The sequence below is a fragment of the Variovorax sp. Soil_C_12 genome (assembly GCF_057657375.1).
This window is the reverse complement of the sequence record NZ_JBDGIO010000006.1, coordinates 14,086-39,136: the sequence shown is the minus strand read 5'-3', so window position 1 is coordinate 39,136 and position 25,051 is coordinate 14,086. Positions and strand designations below refer to the sequence as shown.

The following is a 25,051-nucleotide window of genomic DNA, read 5'->3' as shown; positions in this document are numbered from 1 at the left end:
TTCATGGAAGCTTTTCTCGTTGCGACCGGCGTGGTCGCGCTCGCCGAAATGGGCGACAAGACCCAGCTGCTCTCGCTGGTCCTCGCCGCGCGCTTTCGCAGGCCCTGGCCGATCGTGCTGGGCATCTTCGCGGCCACGGTCGTCAACCATGCGCTGGCGGGCGCGGTAGGCAACTGGGTCACCCACGCGCTGGGGCCTGATGTGCTGCGCTGGATCCTGGGCGGCTCCTTCATCGCGATGGCGCTGTGGATGCTGATTCCCGACAAGCTCGATGACGACCAACTGCCGAAGACCTCGCGCTTCGGCGTCTTCGGCACCACGCTGGTCGCCTTCTTCCTCGCCGAGATGGGCGACAAGACGCAGATCGCCACCGTCATGCTCGCCGCGCGCTACGTCGAGGCCTATGCATGGGTCGTGCTCGGCACCACGCTGGGCATGATGCTGGCCAACGCGCCGGTGGTGTGGCTGGGCGAGCGCATCGTGAAGCGGGCGCCCATCAAGCTGGTGCACGGCGTCTCCGCCGCGCTCTTCCTGCTGCTCGGCGCCGGCGCGTTGATCGGCTGGGGTTGAGCGGCATATACTCCCCGGACGCGCCGATTTGCTCCAGCTTGCGGGCGCTTAACAAATGCTGCTAAAGACGGATGCCCGACCCGGCTCGTTTTTGGCGAGGCCGGGTTTTTCTTTTCCATGTCGCTGCTCGTCTCTTCGCAATCCATGTCCTTCGCGGGTCCGCTGCCGCTCAGCAGCGGCGCGACGATCTCCGACTACAGCCTGGCCTACGAGACCTACGGCACGCTCAACGCGCAGCGCAGCAATGCAGTACTGGTCTGTCATGCGCTGAATGCCTCGCACCACGTGGCCGGCGTGTATGCGGGCCAGGAGAAGTCCGAGGGCTGGTGGGACAACATGATCGGCCCGGGCAAGCCGGTCGACACCGACCGCTTCTTCGTGATCGGCATCAACAACCTGGGCTCCTGCTTCGGCTCCACCGGCCCCATGCATGTGAACCCTGCGACGGGGCACATCTACGGCGCCGACTTCCCGGTGGTCACCGTCGAGGACTGGGTCCGCGCGCAGGCCGCCCTGCTCGACGCGCTCGGCATCGACACGCTGGCCGCGGTGATGGGCGGCAGCCTGGGCGGCATGCAGGCGCTGTCGTGGACCTTGCAGTATCCGCAGCGCGTGCGCCATGCGGTCGTGATCGCCAGCGCGCCCAGCCTGACGGCGCAGAACATCGCCTTCAACGAGGTGGCCCGCCGCGCCATCGTGACCGACCCCGACTTCAACGGCGGCCACTTCTATGAGCATGGCGTGATCCCCAAGCGCGGCCTGCGCATCGCCCGCATGATCGGCCACATCACCTACCAGAGCGACGACCTGATGAACGAGAAGTTCGGCCGTGCGCTGCGCAACGCCGTCGAGGGCGATGTGGCCGGCACGGACTTCCTCTACTCGACTCAGGAGGTCGAGTTCCAGATCGAGAGCTACCTGCGCTACAACGGCGACAAATTCAGCGAGTACTTCGACGCCAACACCTACCTGCTGATCACGCGCGCGCTCGACTACTTCGACCCCGCGCGCGCCCACGGCGGCGACCTGCGCGCCGCCCTGGCGCCGGCCACCGCCCGCTTCCTGCTCGTGAGCTTCACCACCGACTGGCGCTTCGCGCCCGCGCGCAGCCGCGAGATCGTGAAGGCGCTGCTCGACAACCGCCGCAACGTGAGCTATGCGGAGATCGATGCACCACACGGGCACGACGCCTTCCTGCTCGACGACGTGCGCTACATGAGCGTCGTGCGCTCGTACTTCGAGCACATCGCGAAAAAGGGGGTGGTTCAATGAGTGACCTGAACACCCAGCGCCTGATCGCGCGCCTCGTGCCCGAGGGCTCGCGCGTGCTCGACCTCGGCTGCGGCGACGGCGCCCTGCTCGACCTGCTGCAGCGCGAGCGCGGCTGCAGCGGCTACGGCGTCGAGATCGCCGACGGCAACGTGCTGCAATGCATCCGCCACGGCGTCGACGTGATCCAGCTCAACCTCGACGAAGGCCTGGCGATGTTCGACGATGCCTCCTTCGACGTCGTGCTGCAGATCGACACGCTGCAGCATCTTCGCAATGCCGAGGTGATGCTGCGCGAGACGGCGCGCGTCGGCCGCATCGGCATCGTCGCGTTCCCCAACTTCGCGCACTGGCCGAACCGCATCAGCATCGCGCGCGGCCGCATGCCCGTGACGCGGCGCCTTCCTTATCAGTGGTACGACACGCCCAACATCCGCGTCGGCACCTTCAAGGACTTCGAAGTGCTCGCGCGCAAGAACCGCCTGCGCGTGCTCGACGCCTTCGGCCTGCAGGAAGGCACCGAGGTGCGCTGGCTGCCGAACGCGCGGGCCGGCACGGCGGTCTTCAAGTTCGAGCGCGAGCGCTGAAGAAGCCGAGCCTTCGGCTGCGCGCCGGGAACAAATGGCCTTCACCCTCGCCGCGCCGCTGCACAGCGAACTCCTGATCAAGAAGAGCCGCTTCATCGGCTGCGTGCAGCCGGTGGCCGATCGCGCGGCCGCGCAGGCCATCGTCGATGCGCTGCGCAGCGCGCACCCCGGCGCGGCCCATGTGTGCTGGGCGCTGATGGCCGGTGGGCAATCGGCCGCCAACGACGACGGCGAGCCCGGCGGCACCGCCGGCCGGCCCATGCTGGAAGTGCTGCGGCACCACGCGCTCGAAGGCGTGGTCGCAACCGTCGTGCGCTACTTCGGTGGCGTCAAGCTCGGTGCGGGCGGACTGGTGCGCGCGTACACCGACAGCATTGCGCAGGCGCTGCTCGGCGCAACGCTCGTGCCGCTGGTGAAGCAGTGCTGCCTGCAATGCGCCGTCCCTTACGCGCTCGAAGGCGTCGTGCGCCGCGAGATGGCGACGGCAGGCGCCACGCTGCGCGAAGTGCGCCATGAAAGCCTCGTGCATTTCGCTCTCAGCGTGCCCGAGCCCGCGGTCGCCGGCTTCATCGCAACGATCGACGATGCCGCGCAAGGGCGCGCGGTGTGGCAGACTGCGTGAGCCGACCCCGCGAGACGCAGACGAAAGTTCCCAGGCACTGCCATTCGAGACGTATTCAGTTACGCTTCTTGCGCAATGAAGTGCAGTGAGCTCGGAGCGTCTTCTTACGATGACCCTTTTTGAGGAGCTTCCCATTGGCCACACAGTCCCCCTTCTTCGGCAAGCGTGAACGCGAAGCCGAACCCCTTGCCTCTCGTCCCGCGCCACTGATGGGTTCCGGCACCAACTTGTCGGGTTCGCCCGTGGCCCCGGCCAATCTGTCGGCGCAGTCGACAGCGAGCGCGGTGGCCAAGGAAGGCGGCAGCAAGCTCACCGTCGGCCCCAACATCAAGCTCAAGGGCGTCGAGATCACGGATTGCGACACGCTCGTGGTCGAAGGCCTGGTCGAGGCGACCATGGACTCGCGCGTGATGCAGATCGCCGAACAAGGCGCCTTCAAGGGCTCGGCCGAAATCGACATCGCCGAGATCCGCGGCCTGTTCGACGGCAACCTGACAGTGCGCGAAAAGCTTGTCATCCATTCCACCGGCAAAGTCACCGGCAAGATCCGCTACGGCAAGATCGTGGTCGAGGAAGGTGGCCAGCTCTCCGGCGAGATCAGCTTCGGTGCCGCCGCTGGCAGCAGCAGCGCCAGCAAGCCGGCGCTGCAAGCCGCAGCCTGAAGCCGCGGACTTCCCTTCAGCCCAGGCGCTGAATCAAGGCACCGGCAGCCGCCGGTGCCTTTTCTTTTGCGCCGTTGATAAAGTAGATGAAGACGTCGCGCGCGCTCTTCGTACCCTTGCCGCCTTCCTCGACATAGGGCAGCGTCTCCGGCAGGCCCCCGCCGGCCCAGCGCTTCGCCGCCTCGGCCCAGGCATCGAGCGCCTTGGGTGCATAGCCGGTCTTCTGCCCGGCGTCGCTCATCATCAGCCGCGCATAGACGAAGTCGCTCGTCAGATCGGCAAAGGACGGGAACTTGTCCGCGTCGGTGAAGACCGTCGCCGCCTGGTACTTGCGCGCCAGCGCCAGGTAGGCCGGCGCCATGAAGCTCGGATGACGCACGTCCATCACGTGGCGCAGCGCACGGCTGCCCACCTTCTTCGGCAGCAGCGCGAGAAAGGCCTCGAAGTCCTCGGCGTCGAAGGCCTTGGTCGGCATGAACTGCCAGACGATCGGGCCGAGCTTGTCGCCCAGCTCCGTGATGCCGCTCTCGACAAAGCGCGAGACCGACTCGCCCGCGGCCGACAGTTGCTTGCGGTTGGTCGCGAAGCGCGAGGCCTTGAGCGAGAACACGAAGTCCTCCGGCGTCTCGTCGTGCCACTTCTTGAAGGTCGGCGGCTTGAAGCTGCTGTAGTAAGTGCCGTTGACCTCGATGGCCGTGAGCTGCCGGCTCGCGTAGTGCAGCTCCTGGCTGTGCGGCAGGCCTTCGGGATAAAAGTTCTTGCGCCAGGGCTCGTAGGTCCAGCCGCCGATGCCGACGCGAACGTGCTTTTTCGTGCTGTTGCTGCTCAAGATCTGCCTCCGATCGGTTGCCACTTCGAAGCCGGCAGAGATTAGCCCAAAGCCCTGCGGGCCGCGCGGCATGCGCCCATAATTCGCGAGATCCCCTCGCCCAGACCCACCACGCGGAGAACCCCATGAACGCTCCCCTGCACCGCGAAATGCCTTCGGGCCTGCTCGACGCCGAGCGTGCCCTGTCCGACGTCTCGACGAAATGGGACCAGGACATCGTCCGCCAGCTCACCGAGTACATCGCCATCCCGGCCAAGTCGCCCGGCTTCGACAAGGACTGGGTGCAGAACGGCTATCTCGACACCGTGATGCGCAATGCCGCCGCCTGGGTCGAGGCGCAGAAGGTCGAGGGCCTGACGCTCGAGATCGTGCGGCTCGAAGGGCGCACGCCGGTGCTCTTCTTCGAGGTGCCGGCCACCGGCACCGACATGAGCGACACCGTGCTGATGTACGGCCACCTGGACAAGCAGCCCGAGTTCACCGGCTGGCGCAGCGACCTCGGCCCGTGGACCCCCCAGTATGAAGACGGCCTGCTCTACGGCCGCGGCGGCGCGGATGACGGCTACGCGGTCTACGCGAGCGTCGCGGCGCTGCAGGCGCTGAAGGCGCAGGGCGCAGCCCATCCGCGCGTGGTCGGCCTGATCGAGACCTGCGAGGAGTCCGGCTCCTACGACCTGCTGCCCTACATCGACGCGCTGCGGCCGCGCCTCGGCGAGGTGGGCCTCGTGATCTGCCTCGACTCGGGCGCCGGCAACTACGATCAGCTGTGGCTCACCACCTCGCTGCGCGGCATGGCGAGCGGGACGCTGAAGGTCGAGATCCTGACCGAGGGCGTGCACTCCGGCGACGCCTCGGGCCTGGTGCCCTCGAGCTTCCGCATCATGCGCCAGGTGCTGGACCGCCTCGAGGACAGCCAGACCGGCCGCCTGCTGCCGCAGAGCTTCCACTGCGAGCTGCCGGCCGATCGCCTTGTGCAGGCCAGGGCCACCGCCGAAATCCTGGGCGACGAGGTCTACAAGCGCTTCCCCTGGGCGCACTACGACTGCGGCGGCGCGACCGCCTTCGCGCTGCCGACCACCAGCGATCCGGTGGAGGCGCTGATCAACCGCACCTGGAAGCCCACGCTCTCCGTGACCGGCGCCGAAGGCTTCCCGGCGCTGAAGGACGCGGGCAACGTGCTGCGTCCGTACACCGCATTCAAGCTCTCACTGCGCCTGCCGCCGCTGGTCGATGCCGACCGGGCCGTGCAGGAGCTCAAGACGCTGCTCGAAGACAACGCGCCCTACCAGGCCAAGGTCACCTTCGAGAGCAACGGCGGCGCCACCGGCTGGAACGCGCCCTCTACCGCACCCTGGTTCGAGCGTGCGCTCAACGCCGCCTCGCAGGCGCACTTCGGCGCGAGCTGCGGCTACATCGGGCAAGGCGGGACCATTCCGCTCATGAACATGCTGAGCGTGGGTTTCCCCAAGGCGCAGATGATGGTCTGCGGCGTGCTCGGCCCCAAGAGCAATGCGCACGGACCCAACGAGTTCCTGCATGTGCCCTACGCCAAGAAGCTGACCGCGGCCGTGGCCGAGGTCATCGCTGCGCTGCCGGCCGCTCGCGCCGCCGGCGCCTGAAGCCGGCCGCCGCATTCGTGGCGCAAGCGCAGTTGCGCACGCCGGACGGCGAGACGCTGGCCCTGCGCGACTGGCCGCTTTCGGCCGATCGCCCCGCCCGGGCCGTTGTCGTGCTGGTGCATGGCATCGGCGAACATGCGGGCCGTTACGCGCATGTGGCGCAAGGTCTCAACGACTGGGGTTTCGCAGTCCGCGCCGCCGACCACTACGGCCACGGCGCATCGAGCGGCGCGCGCGGCGGTCTGCCCAGCGTGATGCGATTGGTCGATGACCTCGCGCTGGTGGTCGACGACACGCGCCGCCTGTACCCGGGGCTGCCGCTGGTCGTGCTGGGTCACAGCCTCGGCGGGCTGGTCGCCGCGAGCTTCGTGGCGCGCGCGGTGCGGCCCGTCGATGCGCTGGTGCTCTCGTCGCCGGGACTGGATGCGGGGCTCAGCGCGTTCCAGAAACTGCTGGTCGCCGTGCTGTCACGCACGGCGCCCACGCTGCGCGTGGGCAACGGCCTCGATGACCGCTATCTCTCCCACGATCCGGCCGTGGTCCAGGGCTATCGCGCGGACCCGCTGTGCCACGACCGTATCGGCGCGCGGCTGGCGCGCTTCCTGGCCGACGAAGGCGCGGTCGTGCAGGCGGCGGCGCCTCAATGGACGGTGCCGACCTTGCTGGTCTACGCCGGCGACGACCGCCTGGTGAAGCCGGCCGGCAGCCGCCGCTTTGCGGAGGCCGCCCCGGCCAAGGTGCTCAGCGCCACCTGCTTCCCCGCGCTCTATCACGAGATCTTCAACGAGCTGGAATCGAAACCCGTCTTCGACACGCTGGCGCGCTGGCTCGATGCCCGCTTCCCGCCGGCCTAAGCCGCCGCCGCAGCCGCGGCACGCCGCTTGCGCGCGAGCCACAACAGTCCTGCGCCGGTCAGCAGCACCGGCACCAGCGAGCCAATGTTCAGCAGCTGCCAGCCCTGCGTCGTGACCAGCACGCCGGAGGCGAAGGAGCTGAGCGCCAGCGTCGCGAACACGCAGAAGTTGAGCGCGCCTTGCGCACGGTCCTTCTCCTCGGCCGTGTACGCCGAGAGCGACAGCGTCGTGCTGCCCGTGAAGAGGAAGTTCCAGCCCAGCCCCAGCAGGAAGAGCGCGACGAGGAACTGGTGCAATTCCACACCCGACAGCGCCACTGCGATGCAGCCCAGGTTGAGCAGCAGGCCTGCGCCCATCACCGGCAGCGCGCCAAAGCGGCGGATCAGGTGGCCGGTGAAGAAGCCCGGGGCGAACATGCCGATCACATGCCATTCGAGCACCAGCGCGACATCGTCGAAAGGCAGGCTGCAGATCTGCATCGCGATCGGCGTGGCGGCCATCAGCAGGTTCATCACGCCATAACTGAGAGCGCCCGCCATCGCAGCGACGATGAACACCGGCTGGCGCACGATCTCGCCGAGCGGGCGCCCGCCGGTTGCCGCACTCCTCGCGGGCGGCGCGGGAAAGTCGATGAAGTGCATCAGGCCCATCGCCAGCAGCGCGACGGCGCCGAGGGCGAGATAGACACCCGCGAAAGGCACCGCGAACCAGCTGCGCGTAAGGGCCGCGAGGTTCGGGCCCGCCACCGCGCCGATGAGCCCGCCCGCCATCACCAGCGAGACCGCCTTCTCGCGCCACGCCGGCGCGGCCAGTTCGGCGGCAGCGAAGCGGTAGAGCGCGGCGTTCGCGTTGTAGTAGCCCGCCACCACCGTGGCCGCGCACAGCAGCCAGAAGTCTTGCCAGAACGCGGCCTGCGCACACAGCAGCGCCGAGCCCAGGGCCACGGCCAGGCCGATCTGGAAGGAGCGGCGCCGCCCGAGGCGCCGCTGCGTGCGTGCCACCAGGCCGGTGGCCAGCGCGCCGCCGACCACATAGCCCATCACCGGCAGCGTGGCCATCCAGCCGCGCGGCGCCAGCGCCAGGCCGACCAGGCCGTTGATCGCGATGAAGGCGACGTTGTTGGTCAGGAACAAGCCCTGGCAGACGGCAAGCAGCCAGAGATTGCGGTTCATCGAAAGGTGCTCAACCCTTGTGCAGCAGACTGCTGAGCGAGGACAGCAGCTCGTCCTGGTCGCCCAGGCCCTCGGCTGGCGCCTGGCCCCGGGGCGTGAGCCTGTCGATCAGCATCGGCAGCAGCGTGGCCAGCATCGGCAGCAGCGTGGCGGCGTTGATGCCGAGCTTCTGCGCGAGGCCGGAGACGACGTCGCTGCCCAGCGCGTTCTGCAGCTGGCCTTCGGTGACCGGCTGGTTTTCGCCCTGACTGATCCACGAGCCGATCACGTCGCCCATGCCGGCCTGTTCGAACTTGGAGACCAGCCCGCCGAGGCCACCCACCTCGCTGTTGTTGGCGAGCAGGCCGCCGAGCGCGCCGGCGAGGCCGCCGAGCTCACCCAGCCCGCCCAAGCCGCCGCCCTGGGGTTGCTGCGGCTGCGCGCCGCCGAGCACTTGTCCGAGTACCGAATCGAGCAATCCCATGATGGGCTCCTGAAATGAATGAGGGGGAAGAGCACGAAGAAGGTGCCGGAGGATTTGGTCACGGGTGCGCGAGCAATGCAAGCGCCGCCAGCGCCGCGGTCTCGGCGCGCAGCACGCGCGGGCCGAGCGTGAGCGGCGCGAAGCCGCGCGCGATGGCGTCGCCCTCCTCGGCGGCGCTCAGGCCGCCTTCGGGGCCGCTGAGCACGCAGGCGCCGCGCAGGCCGGTGGCCGGCGCGCCATCGCGGATCTCGCGCAGGCTGTGCGCGCCATCGGCCAGGCTGAGCACGAAGCGCTCGGCGTCGTCGATCGGCGGCGAGTCGATCCAGCCCGCCAGCGCGCGCACGGGGTGGACCAGCGGCGCCCGGTTGCGGCCGCACTGCTCGCAGGCGGCGATCGCGATCGCCTGCCAGTGCGCGCGCTTCTTGTCGGCGCGCTCGCCGGCCAGGCGCAGCACGCCATGCGCGGTCATCAGGGGCTGGATGCTGGCGACGCCGAGCTCGGTTGCCTTTTCGACCAGCCAGTCCATGCGCTCGTTGGCCGGCATGCCGATCGCCAGGTGCACGGCGCGCGGCGCCTCGCGCTCGATCGCGGCGTGCGCGCCGACCTGCACCGTCACCTCGCTGCGGCCCATGCGCTCGACGGTGGCGGCGTACTCGCCGCCGCTGCCGTCGAAGAGCGTGAGCGCGTCGCCGGGCTGCATGCGCAGCACCTGGACGTGGCGCGCGGCGCCGGGCGGGAGCGCCATCGCGCTGTGCGCGGCGAGGGCCGTGGTGCAGTGGAAGCGCGGCTTCACATCCGCCCGTACGCGAAGCCGCTCTGCGGCTGCGTGCCTTCGATCTCGTCGATGGCGCGCAGCAGCGGCGTCAGCTCGCGATAGCGGCCCGCGGTCGCACGGATGTAGGCGATGAAGCGCGGCGTGTCGGCCAGGTACTTCGGCTTGCCATCGCGCAGCGTCAGCCGCGCGAAGATGCCCGCCACCTTCAGGTGGCGCTGCAGGCCCATCCATTCGACCGCACGGTAGAAGGCGCCGAAGTCCTCGTCCACCGGCAGGCCGGCCTTGCGCGCCTGCTCCCAGTAGCGCACCGTCACGTCGAGCACGAAGTCCTCGTCCCAGCTCAGGAAGGCGTCGCGCATCAGGCTGGCGATGTCGTAGGTGATGGGGCCGTGCACCGCGTCCTGGAAGTCCAGCACGCCCAGAGCCGGGCCGCCGGTGATCATCAGGTTGCGCGGCATGAAGTCGCGGTGTACGTAGACGCTCGGCGCTGCGAGGTTGTTCTCGACGATCAGGCGGAAGCTGCGTTGAAGGCGCTCCAGCAGCGGGCCTTCGACGGCCAGGCCACGGTGCCGGGCCACGTACCAGTCGGGGAACAGGGCCAGCTCGCGCTCGAGCAGCGCCCGGTCGTAGGGTGGCAGCACCTGCGGCCTGGACGCGAGTTGCCACCGGATCAGGGCATCGATCGCCTGGGCATAGAGCGGACGCGCAGCGTCGGGGTTAGCCGGGTCGATCACCTCGAGCATGGTCTGGCGGCCGAGGTCGTCGAGCAGCAGGAAGCCTCGCGCCTGGTCCCATTCGAGCACCTGGGGTGCGGTCAGGCCGGCGTCGCGCATCAGCCGGGCGACCTGCACGAAGGGGGCGCTGTTCTCCTGGGCGGGGGGCGCATCCATCATGATGCGCGTGCCGGCCGGGTCCTCCGTGTCGATGCGGAAGTAGCGGCGGAAGCTGGCGTCGGCCGAGGCCGGCCGCACGGTGGCCGGCAGCAGCCGGTGCCGCGGTCCGATGGCGGCCAGCCAATGCGCGAAGGCCTGGGCACGCTCCGGATCGCTCCAGCTGATCGGTTGGGAAGGCGTCGAGGCGCCGCTGTCCGGGGGCGGGGAGGCTGTCATGGATAATCAATTCTACAAATCCGCCCGGCGCGGGCCTGTCGCAACCCCCGACCACCGGCGCTCCCCCCAGAAGAATTCTTTCCGTACCGATGCCTGACCTGACCCGAGCTGACTGGCGCCGGTGCCGACCGCCTCTGCCGCTGGCCTTGTTGACGCTGGCGCTGCTGCAAGCCCAAGGCGCATCGGCACAGGACGCCGGCCTGGACGCGCCGATCACGCTCAAGCGCACGCCGCAACTGCTGGAGACCATCCCGAAGACGCAGCGCGGCGAGCTGCCGAGCTTCGTCGATGGCGACCGCATCTCCGGCCGGCCCGACCTCGAAACCGTGATCGAAGGCAATGCCTCGCTGCGACGCGGCGACACGGTGATCCACGCCGACCGGCTCGAGTACTACCAGCCCGAAGACCTTGCCAAGGCGAGCGGCAACGTGCGCGTGAACCAGGCCGGCAACGTCTACGAGGGCCCCCAACTCGAGCTCAAGCTCGAGACCTTCGAGGGCTTCTTCAACAAGGTGCGCTACCGCTTCCTGGCCTCGGGCGGCCAGGGCGACGCCGAGCGGGTGGACTTTGTCGACAGCAACGTCTCGATCGCCCGGCAGGGTACCTACACCACCTGCCGGCGCGAGGACTATCCCGGCTGGATGCCGGCCTGGCTGCTGAGCGCCGCGACCCTGACCACCGACACCGAGGAGAACGTCGGTGTGGCCACCGATGCACGGCTGAGCTTCATGGGCATCAGCACGCCGCCCTTTCCGTCGCTGAGTTTTCCGCTCAGCAACGACCGCAAGAGCGGCTTCCTGCCGCCGACCATCGGCATCGGCAGCGTCAACGGCGTCGACATCACCACGCCCTACTACTGGAACATCGCGCCGAATCGCGACGCGACCCTCTACCCTGAGGTGATGAGCAAGCGTGGCGTCAATTTCGGCACCGAGTTCCGCTACCTCGAAAAGGGCTACAGCGGCGACGTTCGCGTCGACTACATGCCGACCGACAGCCTGCGCAACCGCAAGCGCTGGGGCATCTGGACGAACCACTCGCAGACCTTCGACCCCAAGCCCCTGGGCCTGGACTCGCTGACCGCCTCTCTCAGGTTCAACCGGGTGAGCGACGATGACTACTGGCGCGACTTCACGCGCACGCCGTCGCTGACGACGCGTCTGCTGGCCAACGATGCCTCGCTCAACTGGACCAAGGGCGACTGGAACGGCGTCGTGCGCACGCTGAAGTACCAGACGCTGCAGTACGACCTGTCGCCGATCGTGCCGCCCTACGACCGGCTGCCGCAGATCACTGCCAACTACAACAAGTACGACTGGAACGGCTTCGACTTCTCGTTCAACGCCGACTACTCCCGCTTTCGCGGGGACCCGTCGCTGCAGAAGCAGCCCGATGGCGAACGGGTGTTCGCGCTGGCCTCGCTGAGCCGGCCCTTCCTCACGCCCGGCACCTTCGTCATTCCCAAGATCCAGCTGCACACGACCAGCTACCAGTTTGATGCGCCGCTGTCCAACGGCGCCAGCTCGGCCAGCCGCACGGTGCCGACCTTCAGCCTCGACAGCGGCATGATCTTCGAGCGCGACGCCAATTTCTTCGGCCGCGACTTCCGCCAGACGCTGGAGCCGCGCGCCTTCTACGTCTACACGCCCTACCGCAACCAGAGCCTGCTGCCGAACTACGACTCGGCCGCCAACGACTTCAACTTCGCGACCGTCTACACCGAGAACGCCTTCTCCGGCAACGACCGCATCTCCGACAGCAACACGCTCACCACCGGCGTGACCTCGCGGCTGATCGATCCCGAGAGCGGCGCCGAGGCGGCCCGCTTCGGGATCGCGCAGCGGCTGCGCTTCAAGGACCAGCGCGTCACGCTGCCGGGCGGCACGGCGGTGACCGACCGCGTCAGCGACCTGCTGCTCGGCGCCCAGATCAACTGGACGCCGCAATGGAGCGTGGACGGCACCGTCCAGTACAACCCCGACGACCACAAGTCGACCCGCACGGCGCTGAGCGCCCGCTACAACCCCGGGCCCTACCGCAACATCTCGGCGGCCTACCGGTACCAGGCGAACACGACCCCCACCTCCAACGACGGCAACAAGTCGCTGGACGTGAGCTGGCAGTGGCCGGTCAACGACCTGTGGGGCGACAAGGGCAAGGACCTCGGCCCGGGCCGCGGCCAGGGCGGCGGGCGCTGGTACGCCGTGGGCCGGCTCAACTACAGCCTGCAGGACCGCAAGCTCACCGACGGCGTGCTCGGCTTCGAGTACGACGGCTGCTGCTGGATCGGTCGCGTGGTCCTGGAACGCCTGACCACTGGCCAAGCCACCGCGAACACGCGCATCATGTTCCAGATCGAATTCGTCGGTTTCGCCTCCATCGGATCGAGCCCCATGCGCACCCTGACCCAGAACATCCAGCGCTACCAGCCTCTGCGGCAACCTTTCCCCGCACCGAGCCGCTTCACCAACTACGACTGAGCCTTCCCGCCATGAACCACATCCGCTCCATCCTCACCCTGGCGTGCCTCGCAACGCTGGCCGCGGCGGCCGGTGCGCAGGGACAGGGCTCCCGCCCCGGCGTCGGCATCACGGACATCATGCGCGCCGGCCCGCGCCTCGCGCCAGCACCTGCCGCACCCCGCGCCGCGCCGGCGGCACCGACCGCCCAGCGATCGGCCGAATACATCGTGGCGCTCGTCAATTCCGAGCCCATCACCAACAACGAGGTGCAGACCCGGGTCGAGCGCCTGATGAAAGAAAACGCCGAGGCGCAGCGCGTGCCGAGGGCGGAGCTCACGCGCCTGGTGCTGGAGCGGCTGATCGCCGAGCGCACCCAGCTGCAGGCGGCCAAGGAGGTCGGCATCAAGGTCGACGAGCTCGCCATCGACCAGGCCGAGCAGACCGTGGCCCGGCAGAACCAGATGAGCCTGACCGAACTGCGCAGCCGCGTCGCGGCCGAGGGCATCTCGCCCCAGGCCTTCCGCAACGACCTGCGCGACCAACTCCTGCTCACCCGGCTGCGGGACCGCGAGATCGAGGCCAAGGTGAAGATCAGCGACGTCGAGGTCGACCAGTTCATGCGCGAGCAGCGCAACGGTGCCAACGCCGCCGTGGCGCCCAATCTCAACCTCGCGCAGGTGCTGGTGGCGGTGCCCGAGAACGCCACCGAGGCGCAGATCGCGACGCTGCAGCAGCGCGCCCAGGGCGTCGCCCAGCGGGCGCGCGCCGGCGAGGATTTCGCGAAGCTCGCGCAGGAATTTTCCGATTCGCCCGATCGCGCCAACGGCGGCGTGCTGGGCATGCGCAGCGCCGACCGCTACCCTTCCCTGTTCGTCGAGGCGACGCAGTCGACGGCGGTCAACGGCATTGCCGGGCCGATCCGCTCGGGCGCCGGCTTTCATGTGCTCAAGGTGCTGGCCAAGAGCCAGCCGGGCTCGGCCGACGCGGTGGTCACCCAGACCCAGGTGCGCCATATCCTGCTGCGCAACGACGCGAAGCGCACCACCGCTCAGGCGGTGGCGCAGCTGGCCGAGTTCAAGGATCGCATCCAGAAGGGCACGGCCGATTTCGCGGGGCTGGCCCGCGACAACTCGCAAGACGGCAGCGCCAAGGAAGGCGGCGACCTGGGCTGGTCGCGTCCCGGGCAGTTCGTGCCCGAGTTCGAGGAAGCCATGAACCGGCTGGCGCCCGGCCAAGTCAGCGACCCGGTCGTGTCCCGTTTCGGCGTGCACCTGATCCAGGTGGTCGCGCGGCGCGATGCCAAGCTGAGCCAGGCCGAGCAGCGCGAGGCTGCGCGTGGCGTGCTGCGAGAGAAGAAGCTGGAAGAAGCCTACGAAACCTGGGCGCAGGAACTGCGCACGCGCGCCTACGTCGAGTACCGCGAGGCACCCCAGTCCTGATGGCAAGGCGCCGCGGCGGCCCTCGGTGAAGCACATTGCCCGCAAGCGCTTCGGACAGCATTTCCTGTCCGACGCCGGCATCATCGATGCGATCGTGCGCGAGATCGCGCCGCGGCCCGGCGATGCGATGGTCGAGATCGGCCCGGGCCTCGCGGCGCTGACCCAGCCGCTGGTCGAGCGCCTGGGCCGGCTGACGGTGATCGAGCTGGACCGCGACTTGGCGCAGCGGTTGCGGGCGCATGGGCAGCTCGAGGTGATCGAGTCGGACGTCCTGAAGGTGGATTTCGCCGCCCTGGCCGCGCGACTGGCGGTCCCTCCGGCCACGCAGCTGCTGCGCGTGGTGGGCAACTTGCCCTACAACATCTCGACGCCGATCCTGTTCCACCTGCTGGACTTCGCGCACTTGGTTGCCGACCAGCACTTCATGCTGCAAAAGGAAGTCGTCGACCGCATGACCGCGCAGCCGGCCACCTCGGATTACGGCCGCCTGAGCGTGATGCTGCAGTGGCGCTACGCGATGGAGAACGTGCTGTTCGTGCCGCCCGAGAGCTTCGATCCGCCTCCGCGCGTGGACAGTGCCGTGGTGCGCATGGTGCCCCTGGCCGAGCCGCCGCCGGTTGACGCGAGCCGGCTGGGCGAGATCGTCCAGGTCGCCTTCAGCCAGCGCCGCAAACTGCTGCGCCATAGCTTGGGCAAATGGCTGGAGCAGCATGGCTTCGCCGGCGATTTCGACACGCAGCGGCGCGCCGAAGAAGTGCCCGTGGCCGAGTACGTCGCCCTCGCCCAAGCCATCGCCCCATAAAGAAAAAGGCCCGTCAGAGACGGGCCTTTCTTCGGGCAAGCCTACGCGGCTGCGAGCCAGTAGCCTGCGTTGAAAGGACTGCTCATGCGCAGCGCCAGGGGCGACACGTCGACCAGTTTGTCGGTCGGCATCTTTTCTGCCGCCGGGTCGCTATTGCCTTGGACTTCGATACCGGGCACCGATTCGGTACCGTTAGCCTCGTTCGCCCGTTCTGCTTGGCTGGTGGATGCAGAACGGGCTACAGAAAAGAATAGAAGCACCGGAACGGTATCTTCCGATCTCCCCAGTAGTCGGCGGCATCCCGGAAGATGTCGAGCAGCTGCTCGCGCGCTTCCTTGTCGAACTTGGCGTTGGCAGGGATCTGCTCGAGCACGATGACGAAACCGGGCTGCGGGCCCGATTTATGCAACGGGTCGGTCATGCAGTCGTACAGCGCATCGAAGTTCTTGCCGAAATGCTGCGGAAAGGTGAACTGCTGGGCGATCAGGTCCAGCACGTCCTGCTTGGACTGGGCGTTGCCCAGGTTGGCGTAAAGGAAGTGCTGGCCCGCTGCGTGCGCCGCCTCTTGCAGATCGCTCACGCGAAACGCACGAATCGACTGCACGATATTGGGTCGCACGCCCCGAAGGGTGGGGGTCATCTCCGCTGGTCTTTCCATAGTTGTCGTGGTCATCTTTACCTCAGGGCGCCTGGGTGCGCCGCTCAAATCCAGTTCATCGCTCATGGCACGATCTGCCTGAAACTCGCGTAGTGGTCTGCCGTGTACCAGCACACCGAGGGCGTCGTGCGCTCGCCCCCGCAGACGATGCGCCGTGCACCACGGTCACGCGAGCCGGGTGTTTCGACCGTGTACTCTCGGTAATGGCCCCGGCGCTCTCGCGGCAACAGGCGTTCGCGATTGCCGAACACCGAGCCGTCCTTTTCATATCGGAAGGGGCCACCCTTCAAGATGGCTCCGTAAGTGCGCTGGCCCTGCACCGGCAATTCGGCCAGCGCGATCGTTTCCTGTGCCGGCTGTCCGGCGCGGGTGCCGATCCATTCACGGGCCTGAGCTCCGGCGCCGAGGGCCACCAGCAGGAGGCCTGTGAGCGCGAATTTGGAAACCGGGGACGTGATCGAGGCGTAAGCCGCCATGGGGCACCAGAAGGAAAAGAGCGAGGGCCGAATCGCAGGTCAACCTCCGGGTTAACCCGCAAATTCAAGGCCGCAAGTGTGCCCTAGGGCCGTACAAAACGCAAGCGCCTGCTCAATCTTTGAGCAGGCGCCAGGGTCTCATCGCTTCAACTGAAGTTAGCGACCGCTGTCGCACGAAGGCTTAACGCTCGGCGTTGGCGTCGGCAACGGTGAGGGCCGTCATATTGACGATGCGGCGTACCGTGGCACTGGCCGTGAGGATGTGCACCGGTTTGGCAGCCCCGAGCAGGACCGGACCGATGGCGATGTTGCCGCCGGCCGCCGTCTTGAGCAGGTTGTAGGAAATGTTGGCCGCATCGATGTTCGGAAATACCAGCAGATTGGCATTGCCGGCCAGGGCGCTGTGCGGCATGACCGCGGCGCGCTGCTTGCCGTCCAAAGCGACGTCGCCGTGCATCTCGCCGTCGACTTCCAGCCACGGCGCCTGTTCGCGCAGCAGCGCGAGCGTCTGACGCATCTTGACCGCGCTCGGGTGTTCGCTGGTTCCGAAATTCGAATGCGACAGCAGCGCGGCCTTGGGCTTGATGCCGAAACGCATCATCTCTTCGGCCGCCATGGTCGTGATCTCGGCCAGTTCCTCGGGCGTCGGGTCGTAGTTGACGTGCGTGTCGACCAGGAACACCTGCCGGTCGGGCAGCAGCAGGCCGTTCATGCAGGCGTAGATCGGCACGTCCTGGGGGGTGCTCGGGCAGCCGCCGGCGCGCTTGCCGATGACCTGGTCGATATAGCGCAGATGAAGTGCCGTGGTGCCCCAGGTTCCGCAGATCAGCCCGTCGACGTCGCCCTTGTGCAGCAGCATCGCGCCGATCAGCGTGAGGCGGCGGCGCATCTCGATCTTGGCGACCTGCACCGTGATGCCCTTGCGCTCGGTCATGCGGTGGTAGGTTTGCCAGAAATCGCGGTAACGGTGGTCGAAATCGGTGTTGACGACGTCGTAGTCGAGCTCTTCCTTCAGCCGCAGGCCGAACTTCTCGATGCGCTGGGCGATGATCGCCGGCCGGCCGATCAGCGTGGGCCGTGCGATGCCTTCGTCGACCACGATCTGTGCGGCGCGCAGCACGCGTTCTTCCTCGCCTTCGCTGTAGGCCACCCGCTTCTTCGGGGCGCGCCTGGCGGCGTCGAAGATCGGCTTCATCGTGGTGCCCGATGCGTAGACGAAGCTTTGCAGCTTGTCGCGGTAGGCATCGAGGTCGGCGATGGGCCGCAGCGCGACGCCGCATTCGGCTGCCGCCTTGGCGACTGCGGGCGCGATCTTCATCATGAGCCGCGGGTCGAAGGGCTTCGGGATCAGGTATTCGGGGCCGAAGCTGAGCTTCTCGCCGACGTAGGCCGCCGCCACGCGCTCGCTTTGCTCCGCCTGCGCGAGCTCGGCGATGGCATGCACCGCCGCGACTTCCATCTCGTCGGTGATGGTGGTCGCGCCACAGTCGAGCGCGCCGCGGAAGATGTAGGGGAAGCACAGGACGTTGTTGACCTGGTTCGGGTAGTCCGTGCGGCCGGTCGCCATGACGACGTCGTCGCGCACGACCTTCGCGTCCTCGGGCGTGATTTCCGGATTCGGATTGGCCAGCGCGAAGATCACCGGCCTGGCCGCCATCTTGGCCACCATGGCGGGCTTGAGCACGCCGCCGGCGGAGAGGCCGAGGAACACGTCGGCGCCCTCGATCACCTCGGCCAGCGAGCGCGCCGACGTCTTCTGCATGTATTGGCGCTTGTCGTCGTCCATCAGCTCGGTACGGCCTTCATAGACCACGCCGGCCAGGTCGGTCACGAACACGTTCTCGCGCTTCAGGCCGACCTTGAGCAGCAAGTTGAGGCAGGCCAGCGCCGCGGCGCCGGCGCCGGAGGTGACCAGCTTGATCTGCGCGATGTCCTTGCCCACCACCTTGAGGCCGTTGAGCATGGCGGCCGCCACCGTGATCGCGGTGCCGTGCTGGTCGTCGTGGAAGACCGGGATCTTCATGCGCTTGCGCAGCTCGCGCTCCACGTAGAAGCAATCGGGCGCCTTGATGTCCTCGAGGTTGATGGCGCCGAAGGTCGGCTCCAGCGCCGCGATGACGTCGACCAGCCTGGCCGGGTCCTTCTCGTCGATCTCGATATCGAAGACGTCGACGCCCGCGAACTTCTTGAACAGCACGCCCTTGCCTTCCATCACCGGCTTGGAGGCGAGCGGCCCGATGTCGCCCAGGCCCAGCACCGCGGTGCCGTTGGTGATCACCGCCACCAGGTTGCCGCGCGCGGTGTACTTGAAGGCGTTGACCGGATCCTTGACGATCTCCTCGCAAGGCGCCGCCACGCCGGGCGAGTAGGCCAGCGCCAGGTCGCGCTGGTTCAGCATCTGCTTCGTCGCCGCGATCGCGACCTTGCCCGGAACAGGGAACTCGTGGTATTCGAGGGCCGCCTTGCGCAGTTCGGCGCGCTTGTCTTCAGGCGTGGGGATCGGGGAGGTCAGATCGGACATGTGCCTTGGCTCCGTGCAACGCTTCTTGTGAGGGGCGCCGATTGTAGACCTCGCGATTCGCGGAACACCGGCCTTGCCGCGCCGCCGGTGCGGCCAAAAAGGCCCGAAGCGTCGAGCCGTTGTGGCAATATGCCCGCTCAGAAAAACCGGACGAGGACCGACCATGGCGCTGATGGATTTCATCAAGAAGCAGTTCATCGACATCATCCAGTGGACCGAAACTGGAGATGGGACGCTGGCCTGGCGCTTCCCGATGGCCGAGATGGAAATCCAGAACGGCGCCTCGCTCACGGTGCGCGAGTCGCAGGTGGCGGTTTTCGTCAACGAGGGCCAGGTGGCCGACGTGTTCGGCCCGGGCATGTACAAGCTCACCACGCAGACGCTGCCGGTGCTCACCTATCTCAAGAACTGGGACAAGCTCTTCGAGTCCCCGTTCAAGAGCGACGTCTACTTCTTCAGCACCCGCCAGCAGGTCGACCAGAAATGGGGAACGCCCCAGCCGATCACGATCCGCGACAAGGACTTCGGCGCCGTGCGCCTGCGCGCCTTCGGCAACTACAGCTTCCGCATCGGCGACGCCAAGCTCTTCCACACCGAAATCTCGGGCACGCGCGACATCTACAGCGTGGCCGACCTCGACGGCCAGCTGCGCGGCCTGGTGCTGCAGAACATCAGCAACGCCATCGCTTCCAGCGGCGTGCCCTTTCTCGACCTGGCGGCCAACCAGATCCAGTTCGCGCAGGCGCTGGCGGCGCAGCTGGTGCCCGAGTTCGCCAAGATCGGCATCCAGCTCGAGGCCATCACGGTCCAGAACGTTTCCCTGCCCGAAGAGCTGCAGAAGATCCTCGACCAGAAGATCGGAATGGGCATGGTCGGCCAGGACATGGGCAAGTTCATGCAGTACCAGACGGCGCAGGCAATTCCCAAATTCGCCGAGGGCGCCGGCCAGGGCAGCGGCATCGCTGGCGATGCGATGGGCCTGGGCGCCGGCGTCGCGCTGGGCCAGGTGCTGGCGCAGAACCTGCAGCAGGGGCTCAATCCGAACAACCCCGCGACGGCGCAACAGCAACCCGTCGTCGCCGTGGTCAATCCGGCGGACGTGATGACCACCCTCGAGAGGCTCGGCGAGCTCAAGACCAAGGGCATCCTCACCCAGGAAGAATTCGACGCCAAGAAGGCGGAACTGCTGAAGAAGCTGGTCTGAGCCCGTTCCGCTGCGGCGAGCCCGTCGACGCGTCGACAGGGCCGCGCTGAGCGGATCCTTGCCGTCTTTTCGTGGCCACCGACTCCTCCCAGCAGCGCTACTACCGCGCGCCCTGCCCCGGGTGCGGCGCGCCCGTCGAATTCCGATCGGCGCAGTCGACCCACGCCGTCTGCCCCTACTGCCAGAGCACGGTCGTGCGCCAGGGCGAAACCCTCGCGCGCACCGGCAAGATGGCGGAGCTGTTCGACGATTTCAGCCCGCTGCAGCTCTTCGCCGCCGGGCGCATCCAGGACCAGCCCTTCACGCTGGTGGGGCGCCTGCAGTACAGCTACGAGGGCGGCCGCTGGACCGAGTGGATCGCCGCGCTCGACGGCGAGCGCACCGGCATCCTGAGCGAGGACAACGGCGCTTTCGTCTTCTCGCTGCCGCACCAGCTGCAGCGCGAGGCGCCGGATCCCGCCGAGCTGCGCGTGGGCGCCACCACGGCCTTCAACGGCCAGAGCTACACGGTGGCCTCGAACGAGCAGGTCCGGCTGGTCTCGGCCCAGGGCGAGCTGCCGCGGCTGCCAGAGCTCGGCCGGCCCTTCGCGGTGGTCGAGCTGCGCAGCGACCAGGGCCTGGTGCTGAGCCTCGACTACGACACCCGGCCGCCCGGCGCCTATCTCGGGCGCTCGGTGCAGCTCGAGGACCTGCAGCTTACCGGCCTGCGCGACGAATCGGCGAAGGAGGAAAAGGGCCGCAGCTTCAACTGCCCGAACTGCGGCTCGCCGGTCACGGTCAACTTCGCCGAGAGCAAGAGCATCACCTGCCGCGCCTGCAACAGCATCATCGACCTGACGCAGGGCATCGGCGGCGAGCTGCGCCACGCGGAGCAGCACGAACCGGTGCAGCCGCTGATCCCGGTCGGCACCACCGGCCAGCTGCAGGGCGCGCTGTGGCAGGTCGTGGGCTTCCAGCACCGCATGGGCGTGGCGCCGGGCGACGACGAGCACTTCGGTTGGAACGAATACCTGCTCTACAACAAGAAGCGCGGCTTCAGCTTCCTGGTCGATGCCGAGGACGGCTGGAGCCTGGTCAAGCCCGCCACCGGCGCGCCGACCATGGCCGAGAGCGGCTCGCGCGCCACCTACCTGGGCAAGGTCTACCAGCAGCAGTACGCCTACAACGCCGAAACCACCTACGTGGCCGGCGAGTTCTACTGGCAGGTCGAGCGCGGACAGAAGACCTTCAACCGCGACTTCGCGAGCGGCACGGCCCTGCTGTCGATGGAACGCTCTGCAAACGAGTTGACCTGGTCGTCCGGCAGCAAAATCGACAGTGCCGCGGTGGCCGCGGCCTTCAAGCTCGACGGCAAGAAGGACATGTTCAAGCGCGGCGACGCGCTGCCGGTGAGCTCGGCCAGCAAGCTCGGCTGCGGCACCATCATCCTCATCATCGTGGTGATCATCATCCTCTTGATCATCCTGAGCACCTGCACCAGCAGCTCGGGCGGTTCGCGCAGCTCGGGCGGCTCCTATGGCGGCTATTCCAGTGGCGGCGGCCACAAATGACTTTTTCCGGAGGTCCTCATGTTGGGAATTGAATGGCTAAGGCCCGCGGCCTTCCTGGGCTCGATCCTGTACGCGATCATTGGCGTGCTGGTGTTCTGGATCACCTTCCTGCTCATCGACAAGCTCACGCCCTACGACCTGTGGCAGGAGATCGTCGAGAAGCAGAACGTGGCGCTCGGCGTGGTGGTGGCCGCGATGAGCCTGGGCATCTGCATCATCGTCGCGGCCGCGATCCATTGAGCCTTCCCGGCGGTCGATGAGCGAGGCAGCCTTGCATCCGGCTCCCGCGAGGGCGGCGCGCGGCCCGCAGCCAGTCGAGATCGCGCTGCTGGCCAGCGTGTTCGTGGTCGCGGCCTGCGGGCTGGTCTACGAGCTGAGCGCCGCGGCGCTCAGCTCCTACCTGCTCGGCGACTCGGTGCTGCAGTTCAGCACCATCATCGGCACTTACCTGTTCGCGATGGGCGTGGGCTCCTGGCTCTCGCGCTACTTCGAGCGCCAGCTGCCGGCGCACTTCCTGCGCATCGAGCTGATGGTGGCGCTGATCGGCGGCGCGCTTCCCGCCCTGCTCTTCATCGCCAACGCCTACATCCCCGGCGCCTTCCGGCTGCTGCTCTACGGGCTGGTGCTGGTGGTGGGCACGCTGGTGGGGCTCGAGATCCCGCTGGTGATGCGCATCCTGCGCCGCAACGTGATGCTGAAAGACCTGGTCTCGCAGGTGCTGACCTTCGACTACCTGGGCGCGCTGGCGGTGTCGGTCGCCTTCCCGCTGCTGCTGGTGCCCCAGCTCGGCATGATCCGCACCGGCCTGCTCTTCGGGCTCATGAATGCGGCGGTGGCGCTGTGGGCGCTGTGGCTCTTCAGGCACGAGCTGCGCCGCTTGGGCGCGCATGCGCTGGCCTGCGTGCTGGCCCTGGCTGCGCTCGCCGGCGCCTTCGTCTTCGCCGGCCACATCACGACACTGGCGGAAGACAAGTTCTACCAGGACCGCATCGTTTTCAGCGAGAGCTCGCCCTATCAGCGCATCGTCGTCACACGGGGCGCCGCCGGGCATCGGCTCTTCCTCAACGGCAACCTGCAGTTCGCCGAGCGCGACGAGTACCGCTACCACGAGGCGCTGGTGCATCCGGCCATGGCGGCGCAGGGCGCACCGAAGAAGGTGGCCGTGCTCGGCGGCGGCGACGGCATGGCGGTGCGAGAGGTCCTCAAGTACCCCTCGGTGGAGAGCATCACGCTGGTCGAGCTCGACCCGAACATGACGCGGCTGTTCAGCGAGCACGAGACGCTGGCGGCGCTCAACGGCGGCGCGCTCAAGTCACCGAAGGTGCATGTCGTCAACACCGACGCCTTTCAGTGGCTGCAGCAAGCCGGCGACATGTTCGACGTGATCGTGGTCGACTTCCCCGATCCCACCAACTTCGCGATCGGCAAGCTCTACACGAACTCCTTCTACGCCCTGCTCGACAAGCGGCTGGCCGCCAGCGGCTATGCCGTGATCCAGACCACCTCGCCGCTGGTCGCCCGCAAGAGCTTCTGGACCGTGGTCGCGACCGTCGAATCGGTGGGCCTGCGGACCGCGCCCTACCACGCGCATGTGCCCAGCTTCGGCGAGTGGGGCTTCATCATCGCGAGCCGCAGGCCTTACCGGCTGCCCGAGGCCCTGCCCGAGGGCCTGCGCTTCCTGGCCGGGCCGGCGCTGCCGCAGCTCTTCGAGTTCCCACGTGACATGGCGCGGGTGCCGGCCGAGGTGAACCGGCTGTCGAACCAGACCCTCGTCACGACCTACGAGCAGGAGTGGGGCAAGGTCGCCGGCCACTGATGAAGCGTCGCGAATTCCTGAGTGCCGCCGCCGGCGCCTTGGCGCTCGGCGGCTGCGACGCGCGGCACGAGATCGAGGGCGGCTTTGCCGGCATCGACGTCGAGCGCGGCCATGCGCTGCGCGACGGGACCCTGAGCCGCAACGACGCGCCTTCGGCCACGCGCCGCACCCGTGTCCTCATTGCCGGCGCGGGCGTGGCCGGCCTGGCGGCCGCGCGCGCCCTGCGGCTGGCCGGCATCGAGGACTTCGTGCTGCTCGAGCTCGAAGACCAGGCCGGCGGCAACAGCCGCGGCGGCCAGGTGGGCGGCATCGCCTGCCCGCTTGGCGCCCACTACCTGCCGCTGCCGGGCGACGAGGCGCACGAGGTGCAAGACCTGCTGGAGGAACTCGGCCTGCGCCGGCGCGTGGCCGGCCGATGGCAGTACGAGGAGCGCCACCTCTGCCACAGCCCCCAGGAGCGACTGTTCTTCGAAGGCGCCTGGCACGACGGACTGCTGCCCGTGCAGGGCGTGCGCGAGCGCACCCTGGCGCAGTACCGCCTGTTCTCGCGGCGCGTGGAAGCGCTGCGGCGCGAGACGCGCTTCGCCATTCCGACGCTGCGCGTGCCGCTCACGCCGCGCCTGCTGGAACTGGACGCGCTGCCCTTCGCCGCCTGGCTCGAGCGCGAAGGCCTCGACGATCCCCAGCTGCGTTGGTATCTCGACTATTGCTGCCGCGACGACTACGGCGCCGGCAGCGCCCATGTTTCGGCCTGGGCCGGCATCCACTATTTCGCGAGCCGGCACGGCTTCCATGCACCCGGCGACGAGGAAGCGGAGCGCGACGCGGTGCTGACCTGGCCGGAGGGCAATGGCTGGCTCGCGCGGCGGCTCGCGGCGCCGCTGGGCGATCGGCTGAAGACGGGCCAGGCCGTCCTGCGCATCGCCGAGACGCGCTCGGGCGTCGAGGTCGAGGCCTTCGATGTGGCGGCCCGGGCGCGCGTGCGCTGGCAGGCGGAGCGCTGCATCGTCGCGTTGCCGGTCTTCATCGCCGCCCGCGTGGTGGAGAACCCGCCCGCGCCGCTGCGCGAGGCGGCGGCCCGGCTGCGCTATGCGCCATGGCTGGTGGCCAACGTGCATGTGCGCGCGCCGCTGGCCGACCGCCCCGGCGCGGCGCCGAGCTGGGACAACGTGGTCTACGGCACGCGTGGGCTCGGCTACGTCGATGCTCGCCATCAGGCGCTGGACCCCACGCCGGGCGCCACGGTGCTGAGCTGGTATCGGCCGCTGGGCCCGAGCGCTTACGACGGGCCGGAAGGCCGGCGCCTGCTGCTCGACCGGCCCTGGAGCGGCTGGCGCGACGAGCTTCTCGGCGAGCTGTCGGTGCCTCATCCCGATCTTGCCGGGCTCGCCTCCCGCATCGAAATCACCCGCTACGGCCATGCCATGGCCATCCCGGGGCCTGGCCTGCTCGCCGGCCGCGGCGCGCACGAGCGCGTCGTCGCTGGCCGCCTGGCCTTTGCGCACAGCGACTGGTCGGGGTATTCGATCTTCGAAGAGGCCTTCGTCCGCGGACATCTGGCGGCTGGTTGAATCGCGTTTGACGGGCCCTCG

Annotated in this window: 23 protein-coding genes; 15 read left to right on the top strand and 8 right to left on the bottom strand. The window is 68.1% G+C overall.

What is annotated here, in order from left to right:
• The first annotated feature begins 3 nt into the window (after positions 1-3).
• The 5 genes from AC3A6X_RS17215 to AC3A6X_RS17195 all read left to right on the top strand — a co-directional run bounded on the left by AC3A6X_RS17215 (position 4) and on the right by AC3A6X_RS17195 (position 3,710).
• A complete protein-coding gene (locus AC3A6X_RS17215; protein ID WP_487843331.1) occupies positions 4-570 on the top strand; it encodes a TMEM165/GDT1 family protein in 567 nt (188 codons plus the stop codon).
• 117 nt (positions 571-687) lie between these two features.
• The gene (metX, locus tag AC3A6X_RS17210) at positions 688-1,842 is read left to right on the top strand and encodes a homoserine O-succinyltransferase MetX (protein ID WP_487843330.1); all 1,155 of its coding nucleotides are present in this window, start codon (positions 688-690) and stop codon (positions 1,840-1,842) included.
• The gene (gene metW / locus AC3A6X_RS17205) at positions 1,839-2,426 is read left to right on the top strand and encodes a methionine biosynthesis protein MetW (RefSeq protein ID WP_309960027.1); all 588 of its coding nucleotides are present in this window, start codon (positions 1,839-1,841) and stop codon (positions 2,424-2,426) included. The genes metX and metW overlap by 4 nt, the downstream gene beginning before the upstream one ends.
• Positions 2,427-2,460: 34 nt before the next feature.
• Entirely contained in the window at positions 2,461-3,048 is a 588-nt protein-coding gene (locus AC3A6X_RS17200; RefSeq protein WP_487843329.1) for an IMPACT family protein, read from the top strand.
• A gap of 134 nt (positions 3,049-3,182) precedes the next feature.
• Entirely contained in the window at positions 3,183-3,710 is a 528-nt protein-coding gene (locus AC3A6X_RS17195; RefSeq protein WP_487843328.1) for a bactofilin family protein, read from the top strand.
• Between the two features lie 16 nt (positions 3,711-3,726).
• Here AC3A6X_RS17195 and AC3A6X_RS17190 read toward each other — a convergent pair whose 3' ends face one another.
• Positions 3,727-4,539, bottom strand: coding sequence for a DUF72 domain-containing protein (locus AC3A6X_RS17190; RefSeq protein ID WP_487843327.1), 813 nt, complete (start codon positions 4,537-4,539; stop codon positions 3,727-3,729).
• Between the two features lie 125 nt (positions 4,540-4,664).
• Here AC3A6X_RS17190 and AC3A6X_RS17185 point away from each other — a divergent pair, with 125 nt between their 5' ends.
• On the top strand, positions 4,665-6,158 hold the full coding sequence (locus tag AC3A6X_RS17185) for a M20 family metallopeptidase (protein WP_487843326.1): 1,494 nt from the start codon (positions 4,665-4,667) through the stop codon (positions 6,156-6,158).
• Positions 6,159-6,175: 17 nt separating this feature from the next.
• Positions 6,176-7,012, top strand: a complete 837-nt coding sequence (locus AC3A6X_RS17180) for a lysophospholipase (protein ID WP_487843325.1) — start codon at positions 6,176-6,178, stop codon at positions 7,010-7,012.
• On the opposite strand, the gene AC3A6X_RS17175 is transcribed toward AC3A6X_RS17180, so the two are convergent.
• Genes AC3A6X_RS17175 through AC3A6X_RS17160 form a run of 4 tightly spaced genes read right to left on the bottom strand, consistent with a single transcriptional unit; the run spans position 7,009 to position 10,531 of the window.
• Positions 7,009-8,184 carry an MFS transporter gene (locus AC3A6X_RS17175; RefSeq protein ID WP_487843324.1) on the bottom strand — a complete coding sequence of 392 codons (1,176 nt, stop codon included), beginning with the start codon at positions 8,182-8,184 and terminating at the stop codon, positions 7,009-7,011. The genes AC3A6X_RS17180 and AC3A6X_RS17175 overlap by 4 nt on opposite strands.
• A gap of 10 nt (positions 8,185-8,194) precedes the next feature.
• Positions 8,195-8,647 (bottom strand): YidB family protein, encoded by a 453-nt coding sequence (locus AC3A6X_RS17170; protein WP_487843323.1) that lies wholly within the window; start codon positions 8,645-8,647, stop codon positions 8,195-8,197.
• Positions 8,648-8,705: 58 nt separating this feature from the next.
• Positions 8,706-9,440, bottom strand: a complete 735-nt coding sequence (locus AC3A6X_RS17165) for a 16S rRNA (uracil(1498)-N(3))-methyltransferase (protein WP_487843322.1) — start codon at positions 9,438-9,440, stop codon at positions 8,706-8,708.
• Positions 9,437-10,531, bottom strand: coding sequence for an aminoglycoside phosphotransferase family protein (locus AC3A6X_RS17160; RefSeq protein WP_487843321.1), 1,095 nt, complete (start codon positions 10,529-10,531; stop codon positions 9,437-9,439). Before AC3A6X_RS17160 ends, AC3A6X_RS17165 begins: the two co-directional genes overlap by 4 nt.
• A gap of 89 nt (positions 10,532-10,620) precedes the next feature.
• Here AC3A6X_RS17160 and AC3A6X_RS17155 point away from each other — a divergent pair, with 89 nt between their 5' ends.
• The 3 genes from AC3A6X_RS17155 to rsmA are packed head-to-tail and all read left to right on the top strand — an operon-like array spanning position 10,621 to position 15,234.
• The gene (locus tag AC3A6X_RS17155; protein WP_487843320.1) at positions 10,621-13,011 is read left to right on the top strand and encodes an LPS-assembly protein LptD; all 2,391 of its coding nucleotides are present in this window, start codon (positions 10,621-10,623) and stop codon (positions 13,009-13,011) included.
• An 11-nt stretch (positions 13,012-13,022) separates the two neighbouring features.
• Positions 13,023-14,432: a peptidylprolyl isomerase gene (locus AC3A6X_RS17150; RefSeq protein ID WP_487843319.1), complete on the top strand. Its 1,410-nt coding sequence runs from the start codon at positions 13,023-13,025 to the stop codon at positions 14,430-14,432.
• A gap of 25 nt (positions 14,433-14,457) precedes the next feature.
• Positions 14,458-15,234, top strand: a complete 777-nt coding sequence (gene rsmA, locus AC3A6X_RS17145) for a 16S rRNA (adenine(1518)-N(6)/adenine(1519)-N(6))-dimethyltransferase RsmA (protein WP_487843318.1) — start codon at positions 14,458-14,460, stop codon at positions 15,232-15,234.
• Positions 15,235-15,472: 238 nt separating this feature from the next.
• Here the strand turns inward: rsmA and AC3A6X_RS17140 are convergent, their stop codons facing one another.
• The 3 genes from AC3A6X_RS17140 to AC3A6X_RS17130 form a co-directional block, all read right to left on the bottom strand.
• A complete protein-coding gene (locus AC3A6X_RS17140) occupies positions 15,473-15,907 on the bottom strand; it encodes a barstar family protein (protein WP_162577690.1) in 435 nt (144 codons plus the stop codon).
• Positions 15,908-15,954: 47 nt separating this feature from the next.
• Positions 15,955-16,368 carry a guanyl-specific ribonuclease gene (locus tag AC3A6X_RS17135; protein WP_487843317.1) on the bottom strand — a complete coding sequence of 138 codons (414 nt, stop codon included), beginning with the start codon at positions 16,366-16,368 and terminating at the stop codon, positions 15,955-15,957.
• Between the two features lie 181 nt (positions 16,369-16,549).
• Complete coding sequence (locus AC3A6X_RS17130) at positions 16,550-18,889, bottom strand: NADP-dependent malic enzyme (RefSeq protein WP_487843316.1); 2,340 nt, start codon at positions 18,887-18,889, stop codon at positions 16,550-16,552.
• 163 nt (positions 18,890-19,052) lie between these two features.
• Here AC3A6X_RS17130 and AC3A6X_RS17125 point away from each other — a divergent pair, with 163 nt between their 5' ends.
• The 5 genes from AC3A6X_RS17125 (at position 19,053) to AC3A6X_RS17105 (ending at position 25,030) form a co-directional block, all read left to right on the top strand.
• Positions 19,053-20,093, top strand: a complete 1,041-nt coding sequence (locus AC3A6X_RS17125; RefSeq protein WP_487843315.1) for an SPFH domain-containing protein — start codon at positions 19,053-19,055, stop codon at positions 20,091-20,093.
• A 71-nt stretch (positions 20,094-20,164) separates the two neighbouring features.
• Positions 20,165-21,643: a DUF4178 domain-containing protein gene (locus tag AC3A6X_RS17120; protein ID WP_487843314.1), complete on the top strand. Its 1,479-nt coding sequence runs from the start codon at positions 20,165-20,167 to the stop codon at positions 21,641-21,643.
• An 18-nt stretch (positions 21,644-21,661) separates the two neighbouring features.
• Positions 21,662-21,883: a DUF350 domain-containing protein gene (locus tag AC3A6X_RS17115; protein WP_106559610.1), complete on the top strand. Its 222-nt coding sequence runs from the start codon at positions 21,662-21,664 to the stop codon at positions 21,881-21,883.
• Between the two features lie 16 nt (positions 21,884-21,899).
• Entirely contained in the window at positions 21,900-23,459 is a 1,560-nt protein-coding gene (locus AC3A6X_RS17110; RefSeq protein WP_487843313.1) for a polyamine aminopropyltransferase, read from the top strand.
• Positions 23,459-25,030, top strand: a complete 1,572-nt coding sequence (locus AC3A6X_RS17105; RefSeq protein ID WP_487843312.1) for an FAD-dependent oxidoreductase — start codon at positions 23,459-23,461, stop codon at positions 25,028-25,030. Before AC3A6X_RS17110 ends, AC3A6X_RS17105 begins: the two co-directional genes overlap by 1 nt.
• Positions 25,031-25,051: the final 21 nt, after the last annotated feature.

What these genes read in the sequence shown, in the direction of transcription:
- AC3A6X_RS17215 (WP_487843331.1), top strand. Translation starts at nt 4, where the DNA reads ATGGAAGCTTTTCTCGTTGCGACCGGCGTGGTCGCGCTCGCCGAAATG.
- metX (WP_487843330.1), top strand. Translation starts at nt 688, where the DNA reads ATGTCGCTGCTCGTCTCTTCGCAATCCATGTCCTTCGCGGGTCCGCTG.
- metW (WP_309960027.1), top strand. Translation starts at nt 1,839, where the DNA reads ATGAGTGACCTGAACACCCAGCGCCTGATCGCGCGCCTCGTGCCCGAG.
- AC3A6X_RS17200 (WP_487843329.1), top strand. Translation starts at nt 2,461, where the DNA reads ATGGCCTTCACCCTCGCCGCGCCGCTGCACAGCGAACTCCTGATCAAG.
- AC3A6X_RS17185 (WP_487843326.1), top strand. Translation starts at nt 4,665, where the DNA reads ATGAACGCTCCCCTGCACCGCGAAATGCCTTCGGGCCTGCTCGACGCC.
- AC3A6X_RS17175 (WP_487843324.1), bottom strand. Translation starts at nt 8,184, where the DNA reads ATGAACCGCAATCTCTGGCTGCTTGCCGTCTGCCAGGGCTTGTTCCTG.
- AC3A6X_RS17170 (WP_487843323.1), bottom strand. Translation starts at nt 8,647, where the DNA reads ATGGGATTGCTCGATTCGGTACTCGGACAAGTGCTCGGCGGCGCGCAG.
- AC3A6X_RS17160 (WP_487843321.1), bottom strand. Translation starts at nt 10,531, where the DNA reads ATGACAGCCTCCCCGCCCCCGGACAGCGGCGCCTCGACGCCTTCCCAA.
- AC3A6X_RS17155 (WP_487843320.1), top strand. Translation starts at nt 10,621, where the DNA reads ATGCCTGACCTGACCCGAGCTGACTGGCGCCGGTGCCGACCGCCTCTG.
- AC3A6X_RS17150 (WP_487843319.1), top strand. Translation starts at nt 13,023, where the DNA reads ATGAACCACATCCGCTCCATCCTCACCCTGGCGTGCCTCGCAACGCTG.
- AC3A6X_RS17140 (WP_162577690.1), bottom strand. Translation starts at nt 15,907, where the DNA reads ATGACCACGACAACTATGGAAAGACCAGCGGAGATGACCCCCACCCTT.
- AC3A6X_RS17135 (WP_487843317.1), bottom strand. Translation starts at nt 16,368, where the DNA reads ATGGCGGCTTACGCCTCGATCACGTCCCCGGTTTCCAAATTCGCGCTC.
- AC3A6X_RS17130 (WP_487843316.1), bottom strand. Translation starts at nt 18,889, where the DNA reads ATGTCCGATCTGACCTCCCCGATCCCCACGCCTGAAGACAAGCGCGCC.
- AC3A6X_RS17125 (WP_487843315.1), top strand. Translation starts at nt 19,053, where the DNA reads ATGGCGCTGATGGATTTCATCAAGAAGCAGTTCATCGACATCATCCAG.
- AC3A6X_RS17115 (WP_106559610.1), top strand. Translation starts at nt 21,662, where the DNA reads ATGTTGGGAATTGAATGGCTAAGGCCCGCGGCCTTCCTGGGCTCGATC.
- AC3A6X_RS17110 (WP_487843313.1), top strand. Translation starts at nt 21,900, where the DNA reads ATGAGCGAGGCAGCCTTGCATCCGGCTCCCGCGAGGGCGGCGCGCGGC.
- AC3A6X_RS17105 (WP_487843312.1), top strand. Translation starts at nt 23,459, where the DNA reads ATGAAGCGTCGCGAATTCCTGAGTGCCGCCGCCGGCGCCTTGGCGCTC.